Raw genomic sequence first — 20,407 nt, 5'->3', positions numbered from 1 at the left:
CGAGAAAAGATAGAAGGAGAGTCGAGATGAGGTATGTGAAGATAAAGGCCAAGACCTACAACGAGGCGATGATGAAGTTGAAGATGGAGCATGGCGACGACGCCATTCCGATCAGCCACAAGTACGTCAAAGAGGGCGGACTGTTCAACTCGAAGTTCCTTGCCAGGGAACTGGTGGAGCTCACCGCCGCGATACCGGAACGAAAATCCGCGGCCAGGACCAAGGCCTCGCCCAGGAGTACGATCGACTTTACGGTGGGGGACAACGATATTCTGAAAAAGGGTGTGCGCATGGAGACGGTTGTGCAGTCGCCCGTCGAACCCGTCGAGTCGCCGCGCTCTCCCGACCTGTCCGCCGCACGCTTCGAGAAGGTGCTCGCCGCGGCCCGCGCCATTCCTGAGGCGACGAGGCCCGCAATCGCGGCCGAAACGGCCGAAACGGTCGAAATCGAGCAAAGAGAGCTATCGTCTCTTCGAAAACTCGAAAAGGAATTCCATGAGCTCAAGGAGTCGCTTAACAGGATGATGGAGGCGAAAGGGGACGGAGGCGGGAAAAGAAGCGCCGTCTTACATGAAGAGGAATCGATTATGCGACCGTTCATGGATCTGCTTGAAAGCAACGATTTCGGCAGGGACGAGTGCAAAAACATCATCGGCGAGGTGAGGAACTCGGTCAGTCATGACGACCTCAACGACCGCTCCAAGATAGAAAAGACGCTGCGCGAGCTGTTGAAGAGCAGGATCGTTACCAGCGGTCCCTTCAAAAAGGGGAGCAGGAAAAAAGTGCTGATGTTCATCGGGCCGACGGGAGTGGGAAAGACCACGACAATGGCGAAACTGGGTGCGATATTCGCGTTGCGCGAGGGTTGCCGGGTCGCCTTTATTACGATCGATAATTACCGTATCGCGGCGACCGAGCAGTTGAAAAAGTACGCCGAGATCATGAAGATTCCCGTGCACGTGGTCAACGACCAGAAGGCGTTCAAGGAAATAATCGAACACGAGAAGGCCGAGATCATAATGGTGGACACCTCGGGGCGAAGCCACAAGAACGACCTCAAAATTTCTGAAATCAAGAGCTATGCCGATACGATCGAATACGATTTCGAGAAGGTCCTGTGCGTTAGCGCAAACACCAAGAAACACGACCTTGCGAGCGTCTTTAAATCGTTTGACAAAGTGAATTTTACCAGTGTAATAGTGACCAAGGTCGACGAGACCGCCTTCATCGGAAACGTTCTCGACCTGGCCGACAAATATAAAAAACCAATCGCGTACTACACAACCGGCCAGGAGGTTCCCAACGATATCGACATCGCGGACCCCGAAAAGCTCGTTAACATGATGATCGGAAGCATAAACCAGTAACGGGAGGCGTGCCGTGGATCAGGCTACAAATTTACGCCGGCTGGTTCTTGAAAGCGACGGTGTTCGGAAAACGCGGACTATCGCCATCACGAGCGGCAAGGGAGGGGTGGGGAAGACGAGTTTCGCCGTGGCGCTCTCCATCGCGCTTGCCCGCGACGGTTCCAGGGTGACGCTTCTCGATGCCGACCTTGGACTCGCGAATGTCAACGTGATACTCGGCATCATTCCGAAGTACAACCTCTACCATGTGATAAAGGGAAAAAAGAAGCTCAAGGACATCGTTATAGAGGTGCCCGAGGGCTTCAAGATCATTGCCGGGGCGTCCGGCTTCCACCAGCTTGCGAACCTCGAGGCAAAGCAGCGGCAGGATTTCATTGATGCCGTTTCAGACCTCGGCGAAGACGACTATATGATCGTCGACACGGGCGCTGGTATCTCGCAGAACGTGCTCAGCTTCGTGAGCGCGTCCGACGAGGTGATCGTCATCACCACGCCTGAACCGACCGCCATTACCGACGCTTACGGCATCATCAAATCGATCGCCTCGCAGGCGCCCGACAAGCCGGTCCGTCTCGTCGTCAACAGGGTGCAGACGGTGTCGGAGGGCAGGAAGGTCGCGGAACGGGTGATCAATATCGCCGGGCAGTTTCTCAACATCAAGGTGGAAAATCTGGGATTCATCTTCGACGATATATACGTGCAGAAATCGATACGGAACCAGAAGCCCTTTATGGTAACCTATCCGAAATCAAAGGCGTCAAGCTGTATCTTTATTATCGCCGACCGGATAGCGAACCGCGAAATCGGGGAATCAAAAGGCTCCGGAATCGCCGGATTCTTCAAACAGCTCTTCAAACAGGAGTCGCTGGAGGCCGATTAGCCAAAAAGAGCTTGATTTGCGCTGACAGCTTCTATTAAATAATTTGGACGGTGTTTTCAGAAGGCCATTTATGGTGAACATGGGCGACATACAGCTTGAATACCGGTCGGGGGCGCTTTTCGGAATTGTGGCGCTGGTTCTCTCGGTGACTGCGGGAATAGTGGCCGGGAACGGCGCGGGCCATATCCTGGGAAGGTCGCTTGTCCTTATGCTCGTTTTTGCCGCTCTGGGCTATATTGCGATATATGTATTTCGCAAATACGTCCCCGAGGTCTATGAGATGTTAAAAGCCATGTCAGGCCGCCAGGTTAGCGACGAGGGACTGAAGGAGCTTCCGGGCGAGGATCGGCGAATTCCGGCCGATGGAGCTTCGGCCGAAGAGGCCGCTCCTGACAGCGGCAACGAGGCGAATGCGGCGGCCTGGGGGGAGCCCGCGCGGACGGACGCGTTCGTGCCCTTGCAGGAAAGCGATTTCGTCGCATACAGTTCGGCCAAGCCGGAACAGGGTAAGCTCGGAAAGCACTTCTTCGAGCGAAAGAACATCAGGTATGAACCGAAGATAATGGCCGACGCGATACGAACCATGATTGCACGGGATAAGGAGTAAAATTCCGGTAAAAGGACTTTGTATGAACACTAAAAAAATAAAGGAATTAGACGCCATAAACGAAGATGATCTCTGGAAGCAGTTCGCCAAGACCAGGGGCCAGGACCTCCGGGACTACTTCGTTATCAAATACGCGCCGCTGGTCAAATACGTTGCCGGAAAGATATCCATGGGCATGCCCCAGAGTATAGAGTTTGACGACCTGGTATCGTACGGTATTTTCGGTCTTATCGATGCGATCAACAAGTTCGACCCCAACAGGGGAATCAAGTTCAAGACGTATGCCATGACGCGCGTCCGCGGCGCGATATTCGACGAGCTGCGCTCCATCGACTGGATCCCCCGCTCCATCCGGCAGAAGGCCAAACAGATTGAACAGGCGATCTCGGACCTTGAAAACAAGCTTGGACGAACCGTCGAGGACGAGGAGATAGCCCACGAGCTTGGAATAGGCATGGATGAGTTCCAGTCACTGCTCAACAAGCTCTCGGGAACGTCGATGCTTTCCCTTAACGACATCTGGTATCTGGGCGATGACAGCGACGAACTCTCGATCCTGGAGACGCTCGAGGCTCCCGAGAGCATGAACCCCGACGTATTGATTGAAAAAGAGGAGATACGGGACTATATTATTGATGCGATCAAGAAGCTTCCCGAAAAGGAGAAGAAAGTGATAGTGCTCTATTACTACGAGGACCTCACGCTCAAGGAGATCGGCGACGTTCTCGATGTCACCGAGAGCCGGGTGTCCCAGCTCCATACCAAAGCGATCATGCGCCTGCGCGGGCGGCTCGGACGCATCAAGTCGAATATTGTCGGTTGAGGACTGATGAGCACGCTGAAGGAACTGCTGAGGGAAATAGAGGACGAGGACGGGTCCTCCGACGAGGAGGTCGAAGTGCTGGCGGACTCGGTGCGCCAGGCCCTTGAAATCGCTTCCGGCGCGCTCAAGCTCGAAGTTTCGGCTCTCGATTACGACATCCTCCAGAAGGGTACGCGCGGCTTTATGGGAATGGGGCGCCAGCCCTATCGCGTTCTTGTAAGGGCATCAAAAACACGCGACGCGTACAGCGATTTTGATGAAATAGAACGCAAGCTTTCGAAGGCATCACCCTCCGACCTCTCAATCCGCGATGTCGTGAAATATGCCGACGGCACCTATAAAGTGCGCGTGACCAGATCCGGTATTTATCTGATAGTAAATCCGCCCAGCGGCGGAGGACAGCCGGCGAGCCTGAGCGATGTCAACAACAGACTCTTCGCCATGCGTATCAGCAATGCCGACATGAAGAAGGTGGAAAAAGAGGTCGGCAAGTCCTCGGGCAAACGCGTAAAAATCGGCGAATGGATGCCAAATGCCGAGTACGACGGCAGCATGTCGGTCGAGATAACCGAAGACGAAATGAAGGCGTTCGTGCACTTCGTGCCGCCGCGTTTTTTCGGCAGACACATGGAGCCCGAGGATGTCGTCGATTCCCTCAAGCGGGCCGGCGTGGTGGTGGGAATAAACGAAGAGCGTATCGGCCAATACCTTGACAAGATGGAATACGCGCACCCGCTTCTGGCCGCGGAGGGACAGCCTCCCCGCCACGGGAAGGACGCCTCGGTCGATTATAAGGTCAAGATAGATAAAACGAGCATCAACCTCGCCGAGGACGAGCGCGGCCAGGTGGATTTCAAGAACCTGGATATCCTTGAAAATGTGGTTGTCGGCCAGGTGCTCGCGGTCAAGATCCCCGCGCAGGAGGGCATACCCGGCCGCACGGTTACCAACAGGGTGCTGCCGGCCCGTTCGGGCAAGGACCATCCGATGCGGTACGGCAAGGGGACGATCCTCTCGGAGGACGGCATGGAGCTCACCGCCGAGATCAACGGCCAGGTCGTCTTCCAGGCCGGCAAGATCATAGTGGAGCCGGTTTTCTTCGTAAAAGGAGATGTTTCATTCGAAACCGGCAATATCGTTTTTCTGGGGTCGGTGGTAGTGGGCGGGAGCGTCCAGGACAATTTCATCGTCAAGGCGGCCGGCAATATTGAGGTCAAGGGATCGGTCCAGAAGGCATTTCTTGAGGCCGAGGGAGATATTATCATTCGCCAGGGGATTATGGGGCGTGAAGAGGCCAAAATCGAATCCACCGGCGGTTCCATCTTCGCCAATTTTGTCCAATCGGCAAATTGCTTTGCCGAAAAGGACATCATCGTATCCGAAGGCATTCTCCATTCGAGAGCTGATGCCGGAAGCCGTATCCTCTGCCACGGGAGGAGGGCTCGCATTGTGGGTGGTGTTATCCGGGCCGGGGAAGAGGTGAATGCCCGCATCATCGGTTCGGATTCCTTTACCCGCACCGAGGTTCGGGTCGGGATCAATCCGAAGGTGCTGCAGCAGGTCTCCGACCTCGAGGCCCTCAAACAGCAGGGGGGGGACGAGATCGAAAAAATCCGCAAGGACCTTACGACCCTTACCGTACTGAAAAACAATTCCGGAGGCCGCCTGTCGCAGGAGAAGGAGGAGCTGCTTCAGAAGGTCACCCAGCAGAAGCAGAAGCTTGAGACCCGGAACGCCGAGGTGAACCTTGAGCTGGAGGAACTCAAGGCATACCTGGGGATGCTCGAACAGAAAGGCAAGGTGTGCGCTGAACAGACTGTTTTCCCGGGAGTGGAGATTTATATAAAGGACCGCCGTTATCCGGTCAAGGACCCGTACAACTATGTCAAGTTTACCATGGAAGGTGGAGAGATCCGTCTTTCCGAATACGAAAAGCCCGATATGGGCGAGGGTATCGGCAAAATGACGATGCTCCGGAGGAGGAGGTAAAAATCACGCGTACAGGAAAAGGCCATGTCGATCAAACCTATTGACATGCAGACCAACATCGCCCAGATGCACGAGGTGGCTCGCAACGCGCAGGCGAAGACCGAGGCGGTCGTTGAGCAGCAGCATTTGCTTGATAAGGAATCGATCGAAAAGTCGAGGCTCGCCAAGGCCAGGCTCGAGGAAAACAAAAAGGCCGAGAAGAACACCATCATGCGCGAAGAAAAGCGGCATTCCCGCGGTGGCTCGAAAGAGGGGCGCGGGGAAGAGGACACGCAAAAGGAAGAAGAGCGCGCCCCGCAGCCGGACGAAAAGATCGGGCGAATCATCGACGTAAAAAAATAGCACTGCGCGACACGAGCGCGAAACAACAAAGGGAAGACTATGCAGTTTCTATTTATTTTGATTGTCAACGTGATCCTGTGGGCCCTTTTTTACCTTGTGATCAGTCTGAAGCTTGAACGTTCGGCTTCCGAGTTCCGGGAAAAAAGGCTGCGGCGCGAAATGGATGCCATAATTAAGGACTTTAACGAGACCGCCGAGAGGAACATCTCGCTCCTCGAAAACCGCATTACGGCGATGAAACGCCTCATGCAGCAGTCCGGCGCAATTAAAAACCTCGACCTGAGCGTGAGTGACCGCGAAGCAGTGTCTGCGACTGACGGAATTCCGCCGGGAATACCCGATAAGGACATCGGACCAGCCGAAAATGTTCGGACCGTATCGCAGCAGACGCCGGGCGATCCGGTCGAGAGCGCCGCGAAAAACCTCTCGAACAATCTGGCGCGGCTTGCGCACGGGGCGTTTGGCCTTATCCGCATGATAGCGGGACGGGGCGCGCTTTTCCTGCTCGAGCGTCTTTCGAAAAAAGATGAGGCGGCCCCGGTCGTGTCGAGGGGTCTGCCGCGCGATAACGACCATAGGGTCGGAATGGAAAAATCGAGCTCCATACAAAAGGATTTTTCGGAGTTGAGGGTTTCGCCGGCGCCGGAAACCGGGAAGCATGAAAGCAAATTAAGCGAATCCGATATCGCCGGTCTTTTCGGCGAATCGGACGATAAATACGCCCTTATTTCGGACCTCCATGGTAAGGGGTGTCCGATAGAGCTGATATCCCGCGGCTCGGGCATCCCCGCGGGGGAAATACGGCTCGTGCTGAATTTACAAGGAAAACAATAACGCGGCCCTTACCGTATCTCGCGCTTTTTTCATTGACGCTTTCTTTACCGATTATAGAAGGGAATGCCATGATAGATTTCGGTAACATCAAGCGCCTCAACGAGGATGAGTTTCACCGTTTCGCGAAGCTCATTTACGCGGAGAGCGGTATATTTTTAAAAGACACAAAAATCACTCTGCTTTCCAACCGCCTGAGGAAACGGCTCCAGGCGCTCAACCTCGAATCGTTTTCCGATTATTACGACCATATACAGCGCCTGCCGGACAAGGCAAAGGAGCTGGAGCAGCTTATCGATGTCGTTTCCACAAACGAAACGTATTTCTTCCGAAACGAACGGCAGTTCGATGCCCTGATTCAGCACTGTCTTCCGGATATTGCAAAAAAAAAGGCGAATAAAAAGCTGCGAATATGGAGCGCCGGGTGCTCGACCGGCGAGGAGCCGTATACGATAGCCATCTGTGTTCTCGAAATCATGCACCTTTTCCCAGGATGGGAGGTCGAGATCATAGCCACCGACATTGCACCATCGGTGCTCGATTTCGCCCGGAAAGGCGAGTACTCCGGCAGGAGGATCGAAAAGGTCGCGCCGGTAATCCTCGAAAAACATTTCACTCAGGACCGGCAATACCCGGAGCTTTTTACCGTCAAGGAGCGGGCCAGAAAGCTCGTTACCTTTCATTATCTAAATCTTTTTAAAAACCCGTACCCCCGGGACCTCGACATCATTTTCTGTCGAAACGTCATGATATACTTCGACCGCGAATACCAGCGGCGGCTGGTCGCGGGTTTCACCGGCGTACTTTCAAAAAGCGGTTATCTTTTCATCGGACATTCGGAAACCCTCCACTCCATCTCCGAGGATTTCGTTTATGTGAAGCTTCTGGATTCCCCGGTATATGTTCCGAAGGAGCGTGCAAATGAATTTTAAACTGGTTAACGTCGGAATCGCCGATCTCGGCCTGGCTTCGAGTCCGGATATACTGCGGACCATTCTGGGATCGTGTGTCGGGGTTTGCCTGTACGACCCGGGCGCGTCGATGGCGGGCCTTTCGCACATCATGCTTCCCTCCAAGAGCGACCGCAACTCCAATGATAGAAAATACGCGGATTCGGCGCTTCCGCTGCTTGTCGAGGAGATGGCGAAAAAGGGGGCGTTAAAATCGAGAATGGTCGCCAAGATCGTGGGTGGCTCAACGATGTTCAAGATGGCGGAAAACAGCATAATGGGAGAAATAGGCAGAAACAACGTTAAAAAGGTCAGGGAGGTCCTTGATGAGATCGGCATTCGCATCGTCGCCGAAGACGTGGGCGGAGACTACGGCAGGACCATCGATTTTTACGCCGAGGACGGCCGTCTGAAAATAAAATCGCTCGGAAAGCCCGAGAAGTCACTGTGAGGGACCGATGGAAAGCATGACCGGTTATGCCATGGTCGAAAAATCAACCGAACAGTTTTCCTTTTCGGTCGAGATAAAATCGGTCAACTCCAAGTATGTGGAGACATATCTCAACCTGCCGCGTTTCATGAAAGACGATGAATACGAGATAGAGCTTCTCTTGAAAAAGCGATACGCAAGGGGCAAGATCGAATTGTCCATCGACATCCATGACTGGCTTGAATCGCGACCCGTCATGATAAACAGGGAGTTGCTCGGAAAATATTACCGCGAGGTCAGGGCGGTAACCGATGAACTCGGCGTAAACGAGCGGTTTTCCATCGACGCCCTCCTCGCACTGGACGGTGTCGTGCAGAAGGAACGCTCAACGCTCTCGGAAAAGTCGCGGGCCGATATTTTCGCGGGTATTGATCTTGCGGTTGGAAAACATATTAAAATGCGTCTGCGCGAGGGGGATGCCACCAGAAAGGACCTGTTGAAATCGCTCGCGGCGATTTCCCGCTCCATTGCCCGCGTCGAAAAGCTTTCAAAGAATGTTTCCAGGGCGTTGTACGAAAAGCTCAGCGCGAGTATCGAGCATCTCATGAAGACGCGCCCCGAAGACACGCGCCTCTACACGGAGGTGGCAATCCTGGCCGACAAGCAGGACATCAACGAGGAGGTGCAGCGCCTGCGTGATCATGTCGATAAATTCAGGCAGCTTGCCGCGGGCGAGGGGCAGACGGGCAAGCAGCTCGACTTTTTGGCCCAGGAGATGTTCCGGGAGATCAACACGATTTCGTCGAAGTCGGCGAGCTCGGAGATAGCTCATCTGGTGGTGGAGATCAAAAACTTCATCGACAAAATCCGCGAGCAGTGCAGGAACATAGCATGAGGACAAACCTTATCAATATCGGCTTTGGAAACGCCGTGGTCGCCGAACGGGTTATAGCGGTTATTACTCCCCAGTCAGCGTCGGGAAAGAGGATACGGGAGGAGGCGAGGGGGAACAGCCTCCTGATCGACGCGACGCACGGCAGGAAGACGCGGGCGATTATCGTAATGGACTCCAACCATGTCGTACTTTCCGCCATGCAGCCTGAAACCCTTGCCGGAAGGCTGACAAGCAATGCCGAGTGAATGTTTTTCGATCGTGGTTTCCGCGCCGTCGGGAGCCGGGAAAACCACCATTATTAAAAGCCTGGTCGCCGTCGACGATCGCTTCGAGTTCTCAGTCTCCACGACCACCCGCCCTTCCCGGAAGGGCGAAAAGTCAGCACGAAGCTATAATTTCGTCGGGATCGAGGAGTTTCATGAAATGGTGCGCAGGGGGGAATTTGTCGAATGGGCGCAGGTTCATCAAAACTACTATGGGACCACAAAAAAAGAGGTTGACAGGATAAAATCGACCGGGAGAATCCCCCTATTCGACGTCGATGTGCAGGGCGCCCGTCAGCTTAAAGGCAGAATCGACGACGCCGTCTTCATCTTCATCGCGCCACCTTCCGTGGACTCGCTGCGGGAACGGCTGGTGAAACGAGATACCGAATCCACCGAGCAGATCGAACTGCGGCTGAGTAACGCAATAAAGGAGTTGCAGGATTATGTATTGTACGATTACGTAATAATCAACGATACAGTGGAGGCCTCGGTGGAAAGCGTGCGCAACATCGTCGGCGCCGAGGCGTGCAGGATGCACAGAATTAAATCGAGACTTTTACGACCCGGAGGGACGGATAGTGATAATTCCGCTGAACAAACTGATCGCATTTAACGAAAACAGATATGTTTTTACAAGGGCCGCGATGAAGTATGTAGACAGGATCGGAAATATCGAAGGGTATCCTGAAAAAGACCACAACTGGAAAGTGGTTCCAAACATACTGAATATGATTTTCGACGACAAGCTGAAGTTCGAAGTCAAAGAAGGACCGGAAACCGACGATTAACGCCGCGAGTGTCCTCCGTTTATGATAGAGTCCACGTTCATTATATAAGCGAGGTTTCCGCCCATTAAAGCGGCTGTATTGGTGGGGCCCACCGCGTCCGGGAAAACGGACCTTGCCCTGGGACTTGCCGGCGATATCTTTGAAATCATCTCCGCCGATTCGGTGCAGGTGTACCGTCGTCTCGACATCGGAAGCGGTAAGCCCTCTCGGACCCAAAGGGGGGCCGTGCGGCACCATCTCATCGATATCGTCGACCCGGACCGCAAGTTTACCGCGGGGGACTTCTGCAGGGAGGCGCGACTCGCCGCCCAGGACATCGAGAGGCGGGGGAAGGTTCCGCTTTTCGTGGGAGGTACAGGCCTGTATATCGATTCGTTTTTCGGCGGTCTTTCGGGCATTCCGCCGGTAGATCCGCTGGTGAACGCGGCGATAAAAGACGAACTCGAACAGCGCGGCCCGGCGGACCTGTATGCGGAGCTTAAGCGCGTCGATGAGGCCTTCGCCCTGCGCATTCATCCGAATGATCGCCAGCGGATTGCGCGCGGACTGGAGGTGTACAGGAGCACCGGAAGGCCCCTCAGCGATTATTTCGGCGAGAAGAGGGGTGCCGGCTCGGAGAAGACGGTTTTTATCGGCCTCAACCCGTCGCGAGAGGATCTTCGCGGCCGCATCGAGCGCAGGTTCGACAGGATGATGGATGAAGGTTTCCTGGATGAGGTGCGTTCGCTGCGCGAAAGCGGTTACGGGCCGGAACTCGGTTCGATGAGGTCCATCGGGTACCGCGAGCTTAATATGCACCTCGATGGGAAACTTCCACTCGATGAGGCGGTCAGAGCCGCCAAGCTCCAGACCAGGCATTATGCGAAACGGCAGATGACGTGGTTCGGGCGAAATGGAAGGATAACCTGGTTTGAGGGTTTTGAGATTGAAAAAATAGAAAAACTGCTGTATACTTGCAGGGTGGGGTGAGCGTGCCATGTCGGCGCGCCGGCGGTGTAGAATACGACGATCGGGGCAGTAAACAAAAGGAAGGTGCAATGGGAAATCAGACTAAAAATCTTCAGGACAGTTTTTTAAATGTCGTGCGAAAAGAAAAGGTGGAGATTACGATTTACCTCATGAATGGCGTCCCCATTAAGGGCAGAGTGCTCAGCTTTGACAATTTCACCGTTCTGGTTGAAGTCGATAAAAAGCATAACTTGATCTACAAACACGCGGTGTCCACCATCGTTCCGATAAAACCGATTCAGTATCGCGATGATGAGGCCTAAGGGGCCTTTAATCGAAACGCCATGAGAATATCCGGACGGAAAGTATTTGCGATCCTGTTGCTGTCGGCCGCGGTGTATCTGTATTGTACCTGCGTATTCAGGATCGGTTCCGGTGAATTCGCGCTGGCGCGCGACCGTGAATCCGGCGAGCGCCTGGTTCTGGGTCCGGGTTTCGGTTTCGTATGGCAGGGGGCCGTTTGGCGGCGGCTTGAAGTCGCGCGATACGCGCTGAGGGTTTCGGAATTCATCGAGGCGCGCGTGGCCGTCCCGCCGCTGGGCGAGCTCGAAAGCGATTATTACGCGATAAGGGTACCGGTTAATGCCGTGTACGAGATCGTCCCCGAGAGCTTCAGGCCCGGCTCGGTCCCGGCGGGACGCGAGGGACATCCCGGCTCGGCCTTTATGAACGATTTTATCGAGAAGGCCTTTTCGGCGAGTCTCGGGGCCTATCTGGCGCAGGGATATGACCGCAACGCAGTTATACGCGACCGCGATCGAATCGCCGCAGAAGCCGCGGAACTGGTGAAAGGCCGTGCGGCCAAAGCGGGCATTTCGGTTCTCGGTCTGGAACTTTCAGGCCCCATGGTGCTTCCGGAACGGGGGACATATCTGCAGGGATTGGCGTTTCTCGCGGACCTGCGCGAGATTGAGCATAACAATAAGAAAGAGCTAATTGTGCTTCAGAACCAGCTTGAAAGGGAAAAGCTGAGGAAAAAGGAATACCTCGAGAAGCTTTCAGACGTATCCAGACTGGTAAAGTCCAATCCGGACCTTTTAAAGTATATTTATATTGACAGATTGGGCAACGACGTAAGAGTGATACTGGCGCCGGAAAAATCGGGAATGCCCCTTGGACTTTCGCTTGATGAAGAAAAGACGGTGGGAAAGAGGAAGGGCGAGATCGACAATCTCAGATAGGCCGTTCTTCGCTGATGTCATTTTTAATTAAAGGAGATGCGTATGCCGTGCGGTAGAAAAAAGAAAAGGGCGAAGATCGCCAACCACAAGAGGAAAAAACGCCGCAGACAGAACCGTCACAAGAAGAAATAGGCGGTTTCCGTAAGAGCGACCGAAAAGCGGGGGGGATTGGTTTTTATCCGAAGCCAGTCTCCTTTGTTTATCAAACGGGGAATACCGGCACACAATGAGAAAAAGCCTTTCCCGGGGAAGTAAACCCGGCGGTGAAGGGAAAAAAGCCTCCTGGAAGCGGAGACCTTCGGAGATTCGGGGGTACCAGGCGGCGCTGTATACCACCACGGACGGGGGTGATTACCTTCGGGTGGATTACAACCTGAAGGACAGGAAAATTCGTATCTATATGGAAGACGCGGAAGAGGGGGGAAACCCCTATTACGCCGTCTTTTCCGGTGGGAGGGTCAGCGCGCAGCGGAATGTCACCACCGGCAGGGCCCACCAGGTAGTAGAGAAACTCAAGCTGCGTGGGGATTCATTACGGACCATCTCCAACAAGGAGGTGCGTAGAATCGTTACGGTGGCTTTGAAGCTCGAAGACGCCCCTCCCGCCGAAAAATCAGAACGCACCGAGACGCGCAAAGAGGTACTGGCCCGCACCCGCAAGCGGTATTTTCGTACCGACGAGACTCTGCCCGGGGCTTCGGCCGCGGGCGGGGCCATGACGATGGGGGCTTTCTTCAGGGGATTGCTCGATTACGTTGTCGGCATTTTACTCACCGTCGCGGTCTTTCTATATTATCACAGTTTTATCGCGGCGGGAGTCGCCGCCGCCTTTTTCGGGGTATTTGTCGGCATCATCGAGATTTTTCTCCGGGGGCGTGACCCCTCGGTTATAAAGATGCTTTTCTTTGTCGGCGCGGGAGCCGCGCTGTACGTATACGGATATTACTTTTTATAGAGTCGTGCGGTCGCGGTTTTTATTCTTGAATTATCGACTGCGTGCTGTATACTGTATGCCGGTTGCAGCAGGATTGTGAAGTTACCGATCATGCCACGCCGGTTCGGGGGTGATCGTTGGGTTTTATGTCTGCGCAACAGGCCAGGCGATGAGCCTTCAATATCGGCCGAAAGTATCAATGCTCCGCGGTTATTGCGGATTGCAATCGCACAAAGGAAAACCGTCGCGTTTGAGGAATAGTCCGTAAAAGTAAAAAAACGCGGCCAGGGGAAACTCCGATGGAAAAAATCGATAAGTCAGTGTCCGCGCTGCAGATCGTCTGCTTCAAGGTCGGGAAGGAAGAATACGGAATCGATATCCTGAAGGTGCAGGAGATATTGAAGCTCCCGAAAATCACACGGCTGCCCAAGTCTGCGGACTTCATCATGGGAGTGATGGACCTTCGCGGCAAGGTGATCCCGATCATCGACCTGAGCAAGCGCTTCCGCATTGAGAACGGCAGCGCGGGGGTGGGGAAACGGGCCATCGTGGTGGACATTCGGAACAAGCGGGTGGGGCTCGCGATAGATTCGGTAAGCCATGTGGTCAAGGTCGACGGCAAGGACATCGAGCCGCCTCCCCCCATTGTAAAAGGGATTTCCGGGCGGTATATCGTCGGAATCGCCAAGCTCGCCGAGGGTTTTGTTATCGTGCTCGATATCGAGCAGATACTGACAGTGGAAGAGCTTACATCCCTATAGGCCGCACTTCCTCCTGTATTCGTCCAGTGCCTGCGCCATTATAAGCTTGAGCGGTGCGCCCGATTCGCGGGCGGCCGTCGCGCAGTCTTCGTATTCCGGCTGTGCGCTGACCTCTCCGTCAAGGAAACATCCCCTTTTAATCCTGATCTCATGTCCGTCGACCACCACCGTTGTGAAAGATCGCTCGAGTTTTTCGCGGCCGACCGTCTGCACCCGTAGTCCCAGCGTGGTTGTCTCGGCATAGATGGTTCCGCGTATCGCGTCGAGCGCCCCCACCGGGGCGATGACGGTAAGCACGGTTCCCGGCCGGCCTTTCTTCATGTTGACGGAGGCAAGGTACGCGTCGAGCGCACCCCTTTGCAGCAGAAGATCCACGAGATAGGGGTAAATCTGCGGATTCATGTCGTCGATGTTGCATTCGATCTGATAGACTTCCTCGATCCCGGTTTCTCCGGCGTCCAGCAGCAGCACTCGCGTGTAGCTGGGAAACGGGTAGTTCCTCGAGCCGAAGCCGATTCCTGTCCCACGGATCACCGACGCGGATGAAAATGCCGGCTGAGAGCCAAGGGCGGTAAGCAGGGCCGCCGCCGTGGGAGTCACCAGTTCGCCTTCCCTGCCCGTAAACCGGCACCTGAAGCCTTCCGCCAGCCTGACCACCGCCGGGACGGGTACGGGTATCTCGCCATGGCGCGTCCGTACGGTCCCGGCCCCGAAGTAAAAGTCACTGAAGAAGACGCGCTGTACGCCGATCATGTCGAGAGCGACACAGAATGCGACGATGTCGATTATGCTGTCGATCGCCCCGACCTCGTGGAAATGGACCTCTTCCCTGCTTATGCCGTGCACGGCCGCTTCCGCTTCCGCAAGGCGGGTGAACACCCGCATGGCGCGCTCCTTCACCGGTCGGTCGAGTGCGCTCGATCCGATGATTGTCTCGATGTCGCCATAGCGGCGCTCTGTTTCGGCCTCCTCGCAACGAACACGGAGAGCGGTGCCGGCCATATGGTATTTGTTTATCTTTTCCGGCGAGATGCTCCAGCCGGGAAGGGAGAGCCTTGAAAGTTCAGTCACCAGCTTGTCGTAATTCAGTCCCAGGTCGAACAGGGCGCCGAGCAACATGTCGCCCGAGGCGCCGAATTGCAAATCGAACGCAAGCGTATAATTCATGGCGTTTGCGCCAGTCTTTCCAGGGTCTTGAGTGTCTTGAACGCAAGAAAGGCCGCGCCGAAACCGTTGTCGATATTCATCACCGCCACGCCCGGTACGCAGGAGTTCAGCATTCCCAGGAGTGAGGCGAGACCGCCGAAGGCGGCGCCGTAACCGGTCGATGCGGGAACGGCGATTACCGGCGAGGTCACCATGCCCGCTATAACCGAAGCCAGCGCCCCTTCCATGCCGGCGACGACTATGATGACCGCCGCCTCGAGTATTTCCTCGCGATGATTCATGACGCGGTGGATTCCCGCGACCCCGATATCCTGGGTCATGGAGATATCGAGCCCCAGCATTATCCCGGTCTCGAGCGATTCGGCCGCCACGGGGAGGTCGGCGGTTCCGGCGGTCGCGACGAGCACCCTGCCTTTAAGGATTACGGGCGTGTTTTTCACAAGGCTGATTGTTCGCGCCTCTTCATTATAGCGCGCTTCAGGGATCACCCTGGCGACGGCGTCGAACGCGTCGGCGTCAGCACGGGTGGCCAGGAGATTCGACCCTCGCTCCACGATCGAGCGTGCGATAGCCGCCACCTGGACGGACGTCTTCCCCTGGCAAAAGATGACCTCGGGGAAGCCCCAGCGAAGCTCGCGGTGGTGGTCGACCTTGGCGAAGGTGATATCCTCAAACGGCAGGTGTTTCAGATAGGCGAGCGCCTCGTCTTCGGAGATCGAGCCGTTTTTATAGTTTTCGAGCAGTTGTCTGAGGTTTTCGTTTCCCATGATCTCAATAAGCGGCAATCAGAATGGTTTCGAACTCGTCGCGGTTCAGGGGGCGCGGAGCGTTCTCGACAAAGGGGAAACCGATCGCTATCTCCGCGATGCGGGAAAACTCGGTTTTCGAGATATCGAACAGCGACAGGCGCTGTGGGATGTCAATGTCGAACTCCAGTTTGCGCACTCCCTCAACCGCTTTAATGGCCGCCTCGATTACGGTAATTTCCCGGACGTCCTCGTCCATCACCTTCGACATCTGAACGTACTTGCCGGGACTGGCGGTAAGGTTGTATTCCATTACATGCGGCAGAAACACTCCCATCGCCCGGTGGACCGGGATTCGCGTCCGCGATGAGAGGGCGAGCGACAGCGCGAGCGAAAGGGAAAGACGCGAGACCGAAAAGGCGATGCCGGTCATTACGGAGGCGTAGGACAGATGTCCCCTCGCGGTGATGTTTTGCCGATCCCGGTAGGCGGCGGGGAGGTTTTTAAATATAAGGTCGATCGATTTGAGCGCATAGGTGTTTACGAAGCTGTTGGTGCTTTTTGAGATTACCGCCTCGGTCGCGATTGAAAGGGTCGCCGTGTTTACTTGCGCGGTGGTTTCCTCATCGATCCGGGCGCTGATTCGCGGGTCGACGATGGTGGCTCTGGGATACAGGTAACGGTGGCTGTAAACCCTCTGTATATTCTGGCGTATGTCCGTAATGAAAAACATGGGTATGACCTCAAAGCCGAAAGATGGAAACGCCGGTATGGTGATCAGCGCAACCGGGGGCTGTATCGATGGGTTTTCGAAGAGGTCCTCGCAGAATAAATAATTGCCCGCAAGCACCGCCACGGCCTTGGCGGCGTTGAGAGAATCGGTCCCGCCGAAGCCGGCGATGACGTCGCAGTGGGTCTTGCGGGCGTAGCTTGCGGCGGTATCGATGTCCTCGGTGTTGGGGGAGTCCGCCATCTCGTCGTAGATGATAAAGCCAAGGTTGGCCTCGGCCGCGCTCTTCGCCATGATATCTATGGTGTCATGATACAGCGTAAGGTCTTTGGATGTTGTTATAAGGAGTATCCGCGATCCGATGGTCTTGAGGACTGTGCCGATTGAGGAAATGATGTCCTGCCGGACGTATATCTCCGACGGCACATGCAACTCGGGGCTCAGGCTCGTTGTTGCGCTGGTGGGCATTTCAGTATATGCAAAAAAAGCGGACCTCTCGCCTCTCCGCTTTTTTCCTCCATGTCGATCAGATTTGATTCGACGGGTCTATTTTCGAAGCAGATTCCTCGCGATTTTATCGGCCACCATGGACAATATCTTGTCGTCCTCGAACTTGTCGTAGGTCCCGTTCTGGATCTGCTCCTTTATTTCCCGCACCCTTTCCGTGCGAATATCGGGGGTTTCCCTCACGATCTGGGTATAGAGACCTATTTCGGCGGCCTTTTTCCCCTCGGAAGATATCTGGATCGAGTCAATACGGGTCGTCTCTCTGGTTCGCGATACCGATTTGCCTGCCTTCGGCTCGACGATATTGTTTACGTTCCCGATTTTATCTATAACCATGATCTCTATCCTTTACGGTATTCTGTTTCTAATATCGGTATAATCGGTCCAACCTTTAATCAATTCGCATACGCCCGGGTAAATTATACAAAAAAGACCCGAATAGAGCAAGAAATATTTTACTTTTTAGCAATCCGGCTCCGGGGCGACGCGGCCGGGTCCCGTCATTCCGTATCATCACCCCCGCCCCTGTTCCATATCGCGACGGTGAATTCGCCTTTTGCGATAATACTATCGGAACGATCGGCCATATCCTTTACCGGTCCGCTCAGTAATTCCTCGTGCACCTTGGTCATCTCCCTGCCCATCACCATTTTTTCGTCCGGAAAAACCTCGGCGACGGCGGCGAGCAGGCGCCCGATACGGTGGGGCGATTCATAAATTACGATTATCCCCCGGTGCCGACGGAGCCCTTCCAGTTCGCGACGGCGCCTGCCGTCCTTTTTGCTGAGAAAACCGGCGAAGATCACCGATTTTTCTGGAAATCCGGCAACCGAGACAATGGCTGAAAGGGCCGAGGGGCCCGGTACGGGGACTATGTCGATTCCGTGTTCCCTGGCCGTCGCCACGAGGCGGCTGCCGGGGTCGGAAACGGCCGGTGTGCCTGAATCGGTCAAATAGCCGATCGATGCGCCTTCATGCATGCGGCTTATGGCGCCCGTTATCCGTTCGTCGGACGAGTGGGCATGAAGGGAGAGCGTGGGGATGGTTATGCCGTAGTGATTGAGGAGCTTTCTGGTCTGGCGGGTGTCCTCGCAGTAGATGTACGAGACCTCCTCTTTCATGATGCGCAGCGCCCTGAGTGTAATGTCTTCGAGATTGCCGATCGGGGAGGCGATGATATAGAGCGTTCCCGTTTTACGTACCGCTTTTCCCATTAAAGTCCTCCCGCTCCTTTTTACCGCGCCTGCCCTGGCGGCGTTGTTTGCGCCTGTCTGTTCTTCAGTCTTCCTGGCCGTCGAATTCACCGTCCTCGAAGCGGCCGACCAGGTCGATCGCCTCGTCGAATGACTTGGAACGCACCAGCTCGCCGCGAAGTCGCGCCGCGTTTCTAAAACCGTGAAAATACCTGGCCAGGTGCTTGCGCATGAGCACAATCCCCCGTTCGCCGTAAAACTCCCTCATAAGCCGCAGGTGGACGCGAACCTCTTCGGCCAGTCCTTTGCTCGATGGAACCGTTCCGCTGAAGATCCAGGGATTGCCCACCGCGGCGCGACCGATCATCACCGCCGCACACCCGGAGGTATTAAGGCGGTCGAGCGCCTCCCCGTATGAATGAATGTCACCGTTTCCGATAACTGGCAGCTTCGACGCGTCTGCTATGGCGGCGATCGCGTCCCAATCGGCGCTTCCTGTATATTTCTGCGCGCGCGTCCGTCCGTGCACGGCGATAAGGGATACGCCCGCGTTCTCGAGCCGCGGGACGAGCTCGCGGTAGTTCCTGGACGAATCGTCCCAGCCGATTCGGATCTTCACGGATACCGGAAGCGCAACGGCCCCGGCAACCGCGGCGGCGATATCCTCGGCGAGCGCCGGGTTCCGCAAAAGTCCGGCGCCCGATCCGCCCATGCATACCCGCTGTGCGCAGCACCCCATGTTGATATCGATGACGTCAGGGCCGAGTTGCTCCACGCGTTTGGCGGCCTCGGCCATTACGCTCGCTTCCCTGCCGAATATCTGGATGGCGATCGGGCGCTCTTCCGGATGAAAACGCATGAGCTCGTGGGTCTTCCTGTTGCCGCGTGCTATGCCTTCGGCGCTGATAAGCTCGGTATACACAAGGGCGGCGCCGTGCCGGCGGGCGATGCGGCGAAACGGCGAGTCGGTGAAACCGGCCATTGGGGCAAGCACCAGCCTTCCCGTAATATCGGGCGGCTTCATCACGCGAGCTCCCCGGGGAGCTCCCTGACATAGATGAACTTGCCGTCCCCCTGAGAGTAGAAGTCTCTTAAAAAAGCCTCGCGGCGGTAGCCGCAGCGGGCATAAAAGCCCTGTGTGGATGCGTACTGGGCGCGCGACGAGGTCTCAATATAAAGGCGCCGCCCCCCCATCTTTCCGATGATCTTTTCGGTCCGCGTCAGGAGTTCCCGTCCGAGGCCGCGCCTGCGCAGCCCTTCATTTATGGCGATCCAGTACAGGTCGTAGCTCGACTCGGTTGCGGGTATTGGGCCGAAGCAGGTGTAGCCCAGCATTCCGGAAGGAGAATCCGCGAAGAGGAAATGATATCCGCTCGCGTCCCCACGCGCAATGCGTTCGTCGATGAGCTCCGCCGCTATTTCGATCTCCGCGCGCGAAAAATAACCCGAGGATTCGACGATTTTTCGGATTTCCGCCGGATCCGTCGCGCGGACCTCCCGACGGAATGTTGCGGTTGTATTCAGATCAGTCGCCATTGGAACCGTTCTCCCCGTCGAGCGCCCGGGTCCGCCCGATTTTTCCGGCGCAGGCGCCTTCCCACATGTTGCCGGGGCTGGTGACGAGTTTGATGCCGCCGGGAAGGCATTCCAAAAACAAACCTTCAGCGTCGAGCGGCAACGCCTCGTCGCGAACGCGCTGGTACAGGACCCCGCCTAACCCACCACCGCTGCCGCCCTTCCGGACGGATATGAAATCGAGGAAACAGAATCCGATGTCCAAAGCGTGCTGGAGAAGGGCGAATCCCTTGACGGTTCCGCGCGTATCGTCCGCGACGAAGATAATGGAGCGGAATCGATACTCGAGCGAATTCTCAATCTCCCGCAAAAGGCGATCGATCGCCTCCTCGCCGATGCCGCCGAACCGTGCGCGCAGAATCTCCGGAACCTGCTCCACGGCCTTCAGGTCGATATCGGTGGTGGTGTCGTATATGCGTCTGATGCGAAACACTGTG

26 protein-coding genes are annotated in these 20,407 nt (G+C 55.5%); 18 read left to right on the top strand and 8 right to left on the bottom strand.

Annotated elements, in window-relative coordinates; genetic code table 11:
* The first annotated feature begins 26 nt into the window (after positions 1-26).
* The 18 genes from flhF (at position 27) to VLM75_09590 (ending at position 14,052) form a co-directional block, all read left to right on the top strand.
* Positions 27-1,367, top strand: a complete 1,341-nt coding sequence (flhF, locus tag VLM75_09675) for a flagellar biosynthesis protein FlhF (GenBank protein ID HSV97191.1) — start codon at positions 27-29, stop codon at positions 1,365-1,367.
* Between the two features lie 13 nt (positions 1,368-1,380).
* Positions 1,381-2,247 carry a MinD/ParA family protein gene (locus VLM75_09670; GenBank protein HSV97190.1) on the top strand — a complete coding sequence of 289 codons (867 nt, stop codon included), beginning with the start codon at positions 1,381-1,383 and terminating at the stop codon, positions 2,245-2,247.
* A 70-nt stretch (positions 2,248-2,317) separates the two neighbouring features.
* A complete protein-coding gene (locus VLM75_09665; protein ID HSV97189.1) occupies positions 2,318-2,854 on the top strand; it encodes a hypothetical protein in 537 nt (178 codons plus the stop codon).
* A gap of 22 nt (positions 2,855-2,876) precedes the next feature.
* Positions 2,877-3,677, top strand: coding sequence for an RNA polymerase sigma factor WhiG (gene whiG, locus VLM75_09660; GenBank protein ID HSV97188.1), 801 nt, complete (start codon positions 2,877-2,879; stop codon positions 3,675-3,677).
* Between the two features lie 6 nt (positions 3,678-3,683).
* The gene (locus VLM75_09655; GenBank protein HSV97187.1) at positions 3,684-5,666 is read left to right on the top strand and encodes a FapA family protein; all 1,983 of its coding nucleotides are present in this window, start codon (positions 3,684-3,686) and stop codon (positions 5,664-5,666) included.
* A gap of 24 nt (positions 5,667-5,690) precedes the next feature.
* The gene (locus VLM75_09650; GenBank protein HSV97186.1) at positions 5,691-6,008 is read left to right on the top strand and encodes a hypothetical protein; all 318 of its coding nucleotides are present in this window, start codon (positions 5,691-5,693) and stop codon (positions 6,006-6,008) included.
* Between the two features lie 159 nt (positions 6,009-6,167).
* Positions 6,168-6,842 carry a hypothetical protein gene (locus tag VLM75_09645; GenBank protein ID HSV97185.1) on the top strand — a complete coding sequence of 225 codons (675 nt, stop codon included), beginning with the start codon at positions 6,168-6,170 and terminating at the stop codon, positions 6,840-6,842.
* 68 nt (positions 6,843-6,910) lie between these two features.
* Positions 6,911-7,771 (top strand): protein-glutamate O-methyltransferase CheR, encoded by an 861-nt coding sequence (locus VLM75_09640; GenBank protein HSV97184.1) that lies wholly within the window; start codon positions 6,911-6,913, stop codon positions 7,769-7,771.
* Entirely contained in the window at positions 7,761-8,240 is a 480-nt protein-coding gene (locus VLM75_09635) for a chemotaxis protein CheD (GenBank protein ID HSV97183.1), read from the top strand. Before VLM75_09640 ends, VLM75_09635 begins: the two co-directional genes overlap by 11 nt.
* A gap of 7 nt (positions 8,241-8,247) precedes the next feature.
* Positions 8,248-9,114 (top strand): YicC/YloC family endoribonuclease, encoded by an 867-nt coding sequence (locus tag VLM75_09630; GenBank protein HSV97182.1) that lies wholly within the window; start codon positions 8,248-8,250, stop codon positions 9,112-9,114.
* Positions 9,111-9,359, top strand: coding sequence for a DUF370 domain-containing protein (locus VLM75_09625; protein ID HSV97181.1), 249 nt, complete (start codon positions 9,111-9,113; stop codon positions 9,357-9,359). Before VLM75_09630 ends, VLM75_09625 begins: the two co-directional genes overlap by 4 nt.
* Positions 9,349-9,993, top strand: coding sequence for a guanylate kinase (gene gmk, locus VLM75_09620; GenBank protein ID HSV97180.1), 645 nt, complete (start codon positions 9,349-9,351; stop codon positions 9,991-9,993). Before VLM75_09625 ends, gmk begins: the two co-directional genes overlap by 11 nt.
* Positions 9,994-10,024: 31 nt before the next feature.
* The gene (locus VLM75_09615) at positions 10,025-10,168 is read left to right on the top strand and encodes a hypothetical protein (protein HSV97179.1); all 144 of its coding nucleotides are present in this window, start codon (positions 10,025-10,027) and stop codon (positions 10,166-10,168) included.
* 81 nt (positions 10,169-10,249) lie between these two features.
* Positions 10,250-11,137, top strand: a complete 888-nt coding sequence (gene miaA / locus VLM75_09610) for a tRNA (adenosine(37)-N6)-dimethylallyltransferase MiaA (GenBank protein HSV97178.1) — start codon at positions 10,250-10,252, stop codon at positions 11,135-11,137.
* 68 nt (positions 11,138-11,205) lie between these two features.
* The gene (gene hfq, locus VLM75_09605; GenBank protein HSV97177.1) at positions 11,206-11,439 is read left to right on the top strand and encodes an RNA chaperone Hfq; all 234 of its coding nucleotides are present in this window, start codon (positions 11,206-11,208) and stop codon (positions 11,437-11,439) included.
* Between the two features lie 21 nt (positions 11,440-11,460).
* Complete coding sequence (locus tag VLM75_09600; GenBank protein HSV97176.1) at positions 11,461-12,357, top strand: hypothetical protein; 897 nt, start codon at positions 11,461-11,463, stop codon at positions 12,355-12,357.
* A gap of 226 nt (positions 12,358-12,583) precedes the next feature.
* Positions 12,584-13,312 carry a hypothetical protein gene (locus tag VLM75_09595; protein ID HSV97175.1) on the top strand — a complete coding sequence of 243 codons (729 nt, stop codon included), beginning with the start codon at positions 12,584-12,586 and terminating at the stop codon, positions 13,310-13,312.
* 278 nt (positions 13,313-13,590) lie between these two features.
* Complete coding sequence (locus tag VLM75_09590; GenBank protein HSV97174.1) at positions 13,591-14,052, top strand: chemotaxis protein CheW; 462 nt, start codon at positions 13,591-13,593, stop codon at positions 14,050-14,052.
* Here VLM75_09590 and larC read toward each other — a convergent pair.
* The 8 genes from larC to VLM75_09550 form a co-directional block, all read right to left on the bottom strand.
* A complete protein-coding gene (larC, locus tag VLM75_09585) occupies positions 14,047-15,219 on the bottom strand; it encodes a nickel pincer cofactor biosynthesis protein LarC (GenBank protein ID HSV97173.1) in 1,173 nt (390 codons plus the stop codon). The genes VLM75_09590 and larC overlap by 6 nt on opposite strands.
* Complete coding sequence (gene larB, locus VLM75_09580) at positions 15,216-15,986, bottom strand: nickel pincer cofactor biosynthesis protein LarB (GenBank protein HSV97172.1); 771 nt, start codon at positions 15,984-15,986, stop codon at positions 15,216-15,218. Before larB ends, larC begins: the two co-directional genes overlap by 4 nt.
* Positions 15,987-15,990: 4 nt before the next feature.
* A complete protein-coding gene (locus tag VLM75_09575) occupies positions 15,991-17,163 on the bottom strand; it encodes an iron-containing alcohol dehydrogenase (GenBank protein ID HSV97171.1) in 1,173 nt (390 codons plus the stop codon).
* 78 nt (positions 17,164-17,241) lie between these two features.
* The gene (locus tag VLM75_09570) at positions 17,242-17,538 is read right to left on the bottom strand and encodes a flagellar biosynthesis anti-sigma factor FlgM (GenBank protein HSV97170.1); all 297 of its coding nucleotides are present in this window, start codon (positions 17,536-17,538) and stop codon (positions 17,242-17,244) included.
* A 164-nt stretch (positions 17,539-17,702) separates the two neighbouring features.
* Positions 17,703-18,416, bottom strand: coding sequence for a 16S rRNA (cytidine(1402)-2'-O)-methyltransferase (gene rsmI, locus VLM75_09565; GenBank protein ID HSV97169.1), 714 nt, complete (start codon positions 18,414-18,416; stop codon positions 17,703-17,705).
* Between the two features lie 64 nt (positions 18,417-18,480).
* Positions 18,481-19,419 carry a tRNA dihydrouridine synthase DusB gene (dusB, locus tag VLM75_09560; protein HSV97168.1) on the bottom strand — a complete coding sequence of 313 codons (939 nt, stop codon included), beginning with the start codon at positions 19,417-19,419 and terminating at the stop codon, positions 18,481-18,483.
* Complete coding sequence (locus VLM75_09555) at positions 19,419-19,931, bottom strand: GNAT family N-acetyltransferase (GenBank protein HSV97167.1); 513 nt, start codon at positions 19,929-19,931, stop codon at positions 19,419-19,421. The genes dusB and VLM75_09555 overlap by 1 nt, the downstream gene beginning before the upstream one ends.
* Positions 19,921-20,403, bottom strand: a complete 483-nt coding sequence (locus tag VLM75_09550) for a hypothetical protein (GenBank protein HSV97166.1) — start codon at positions 20,401-20,403, stop codon at positions 19,921-19,923. The genes VLM75_09555 and VLM75_09550 overlap by 11 nt, the downstream gene beginning before the upstream one ends.
* Between the last annotated feature and the right edge of the window lie 4 nt (positions 20,404-20,407).

The organism is Spirochaetota bacterium, from assembly GCA_035477215.1.
Classification (GTDB): Bacteria; Spirochaetota; UBA4802; order UBA4802; family UBA5368; genus MVZN01.
The sequence above is the reverse complement of the archived record's forward strand: the minus strand, read 5'-3'. Positions and strand labels throughout refer to the sequence as shown.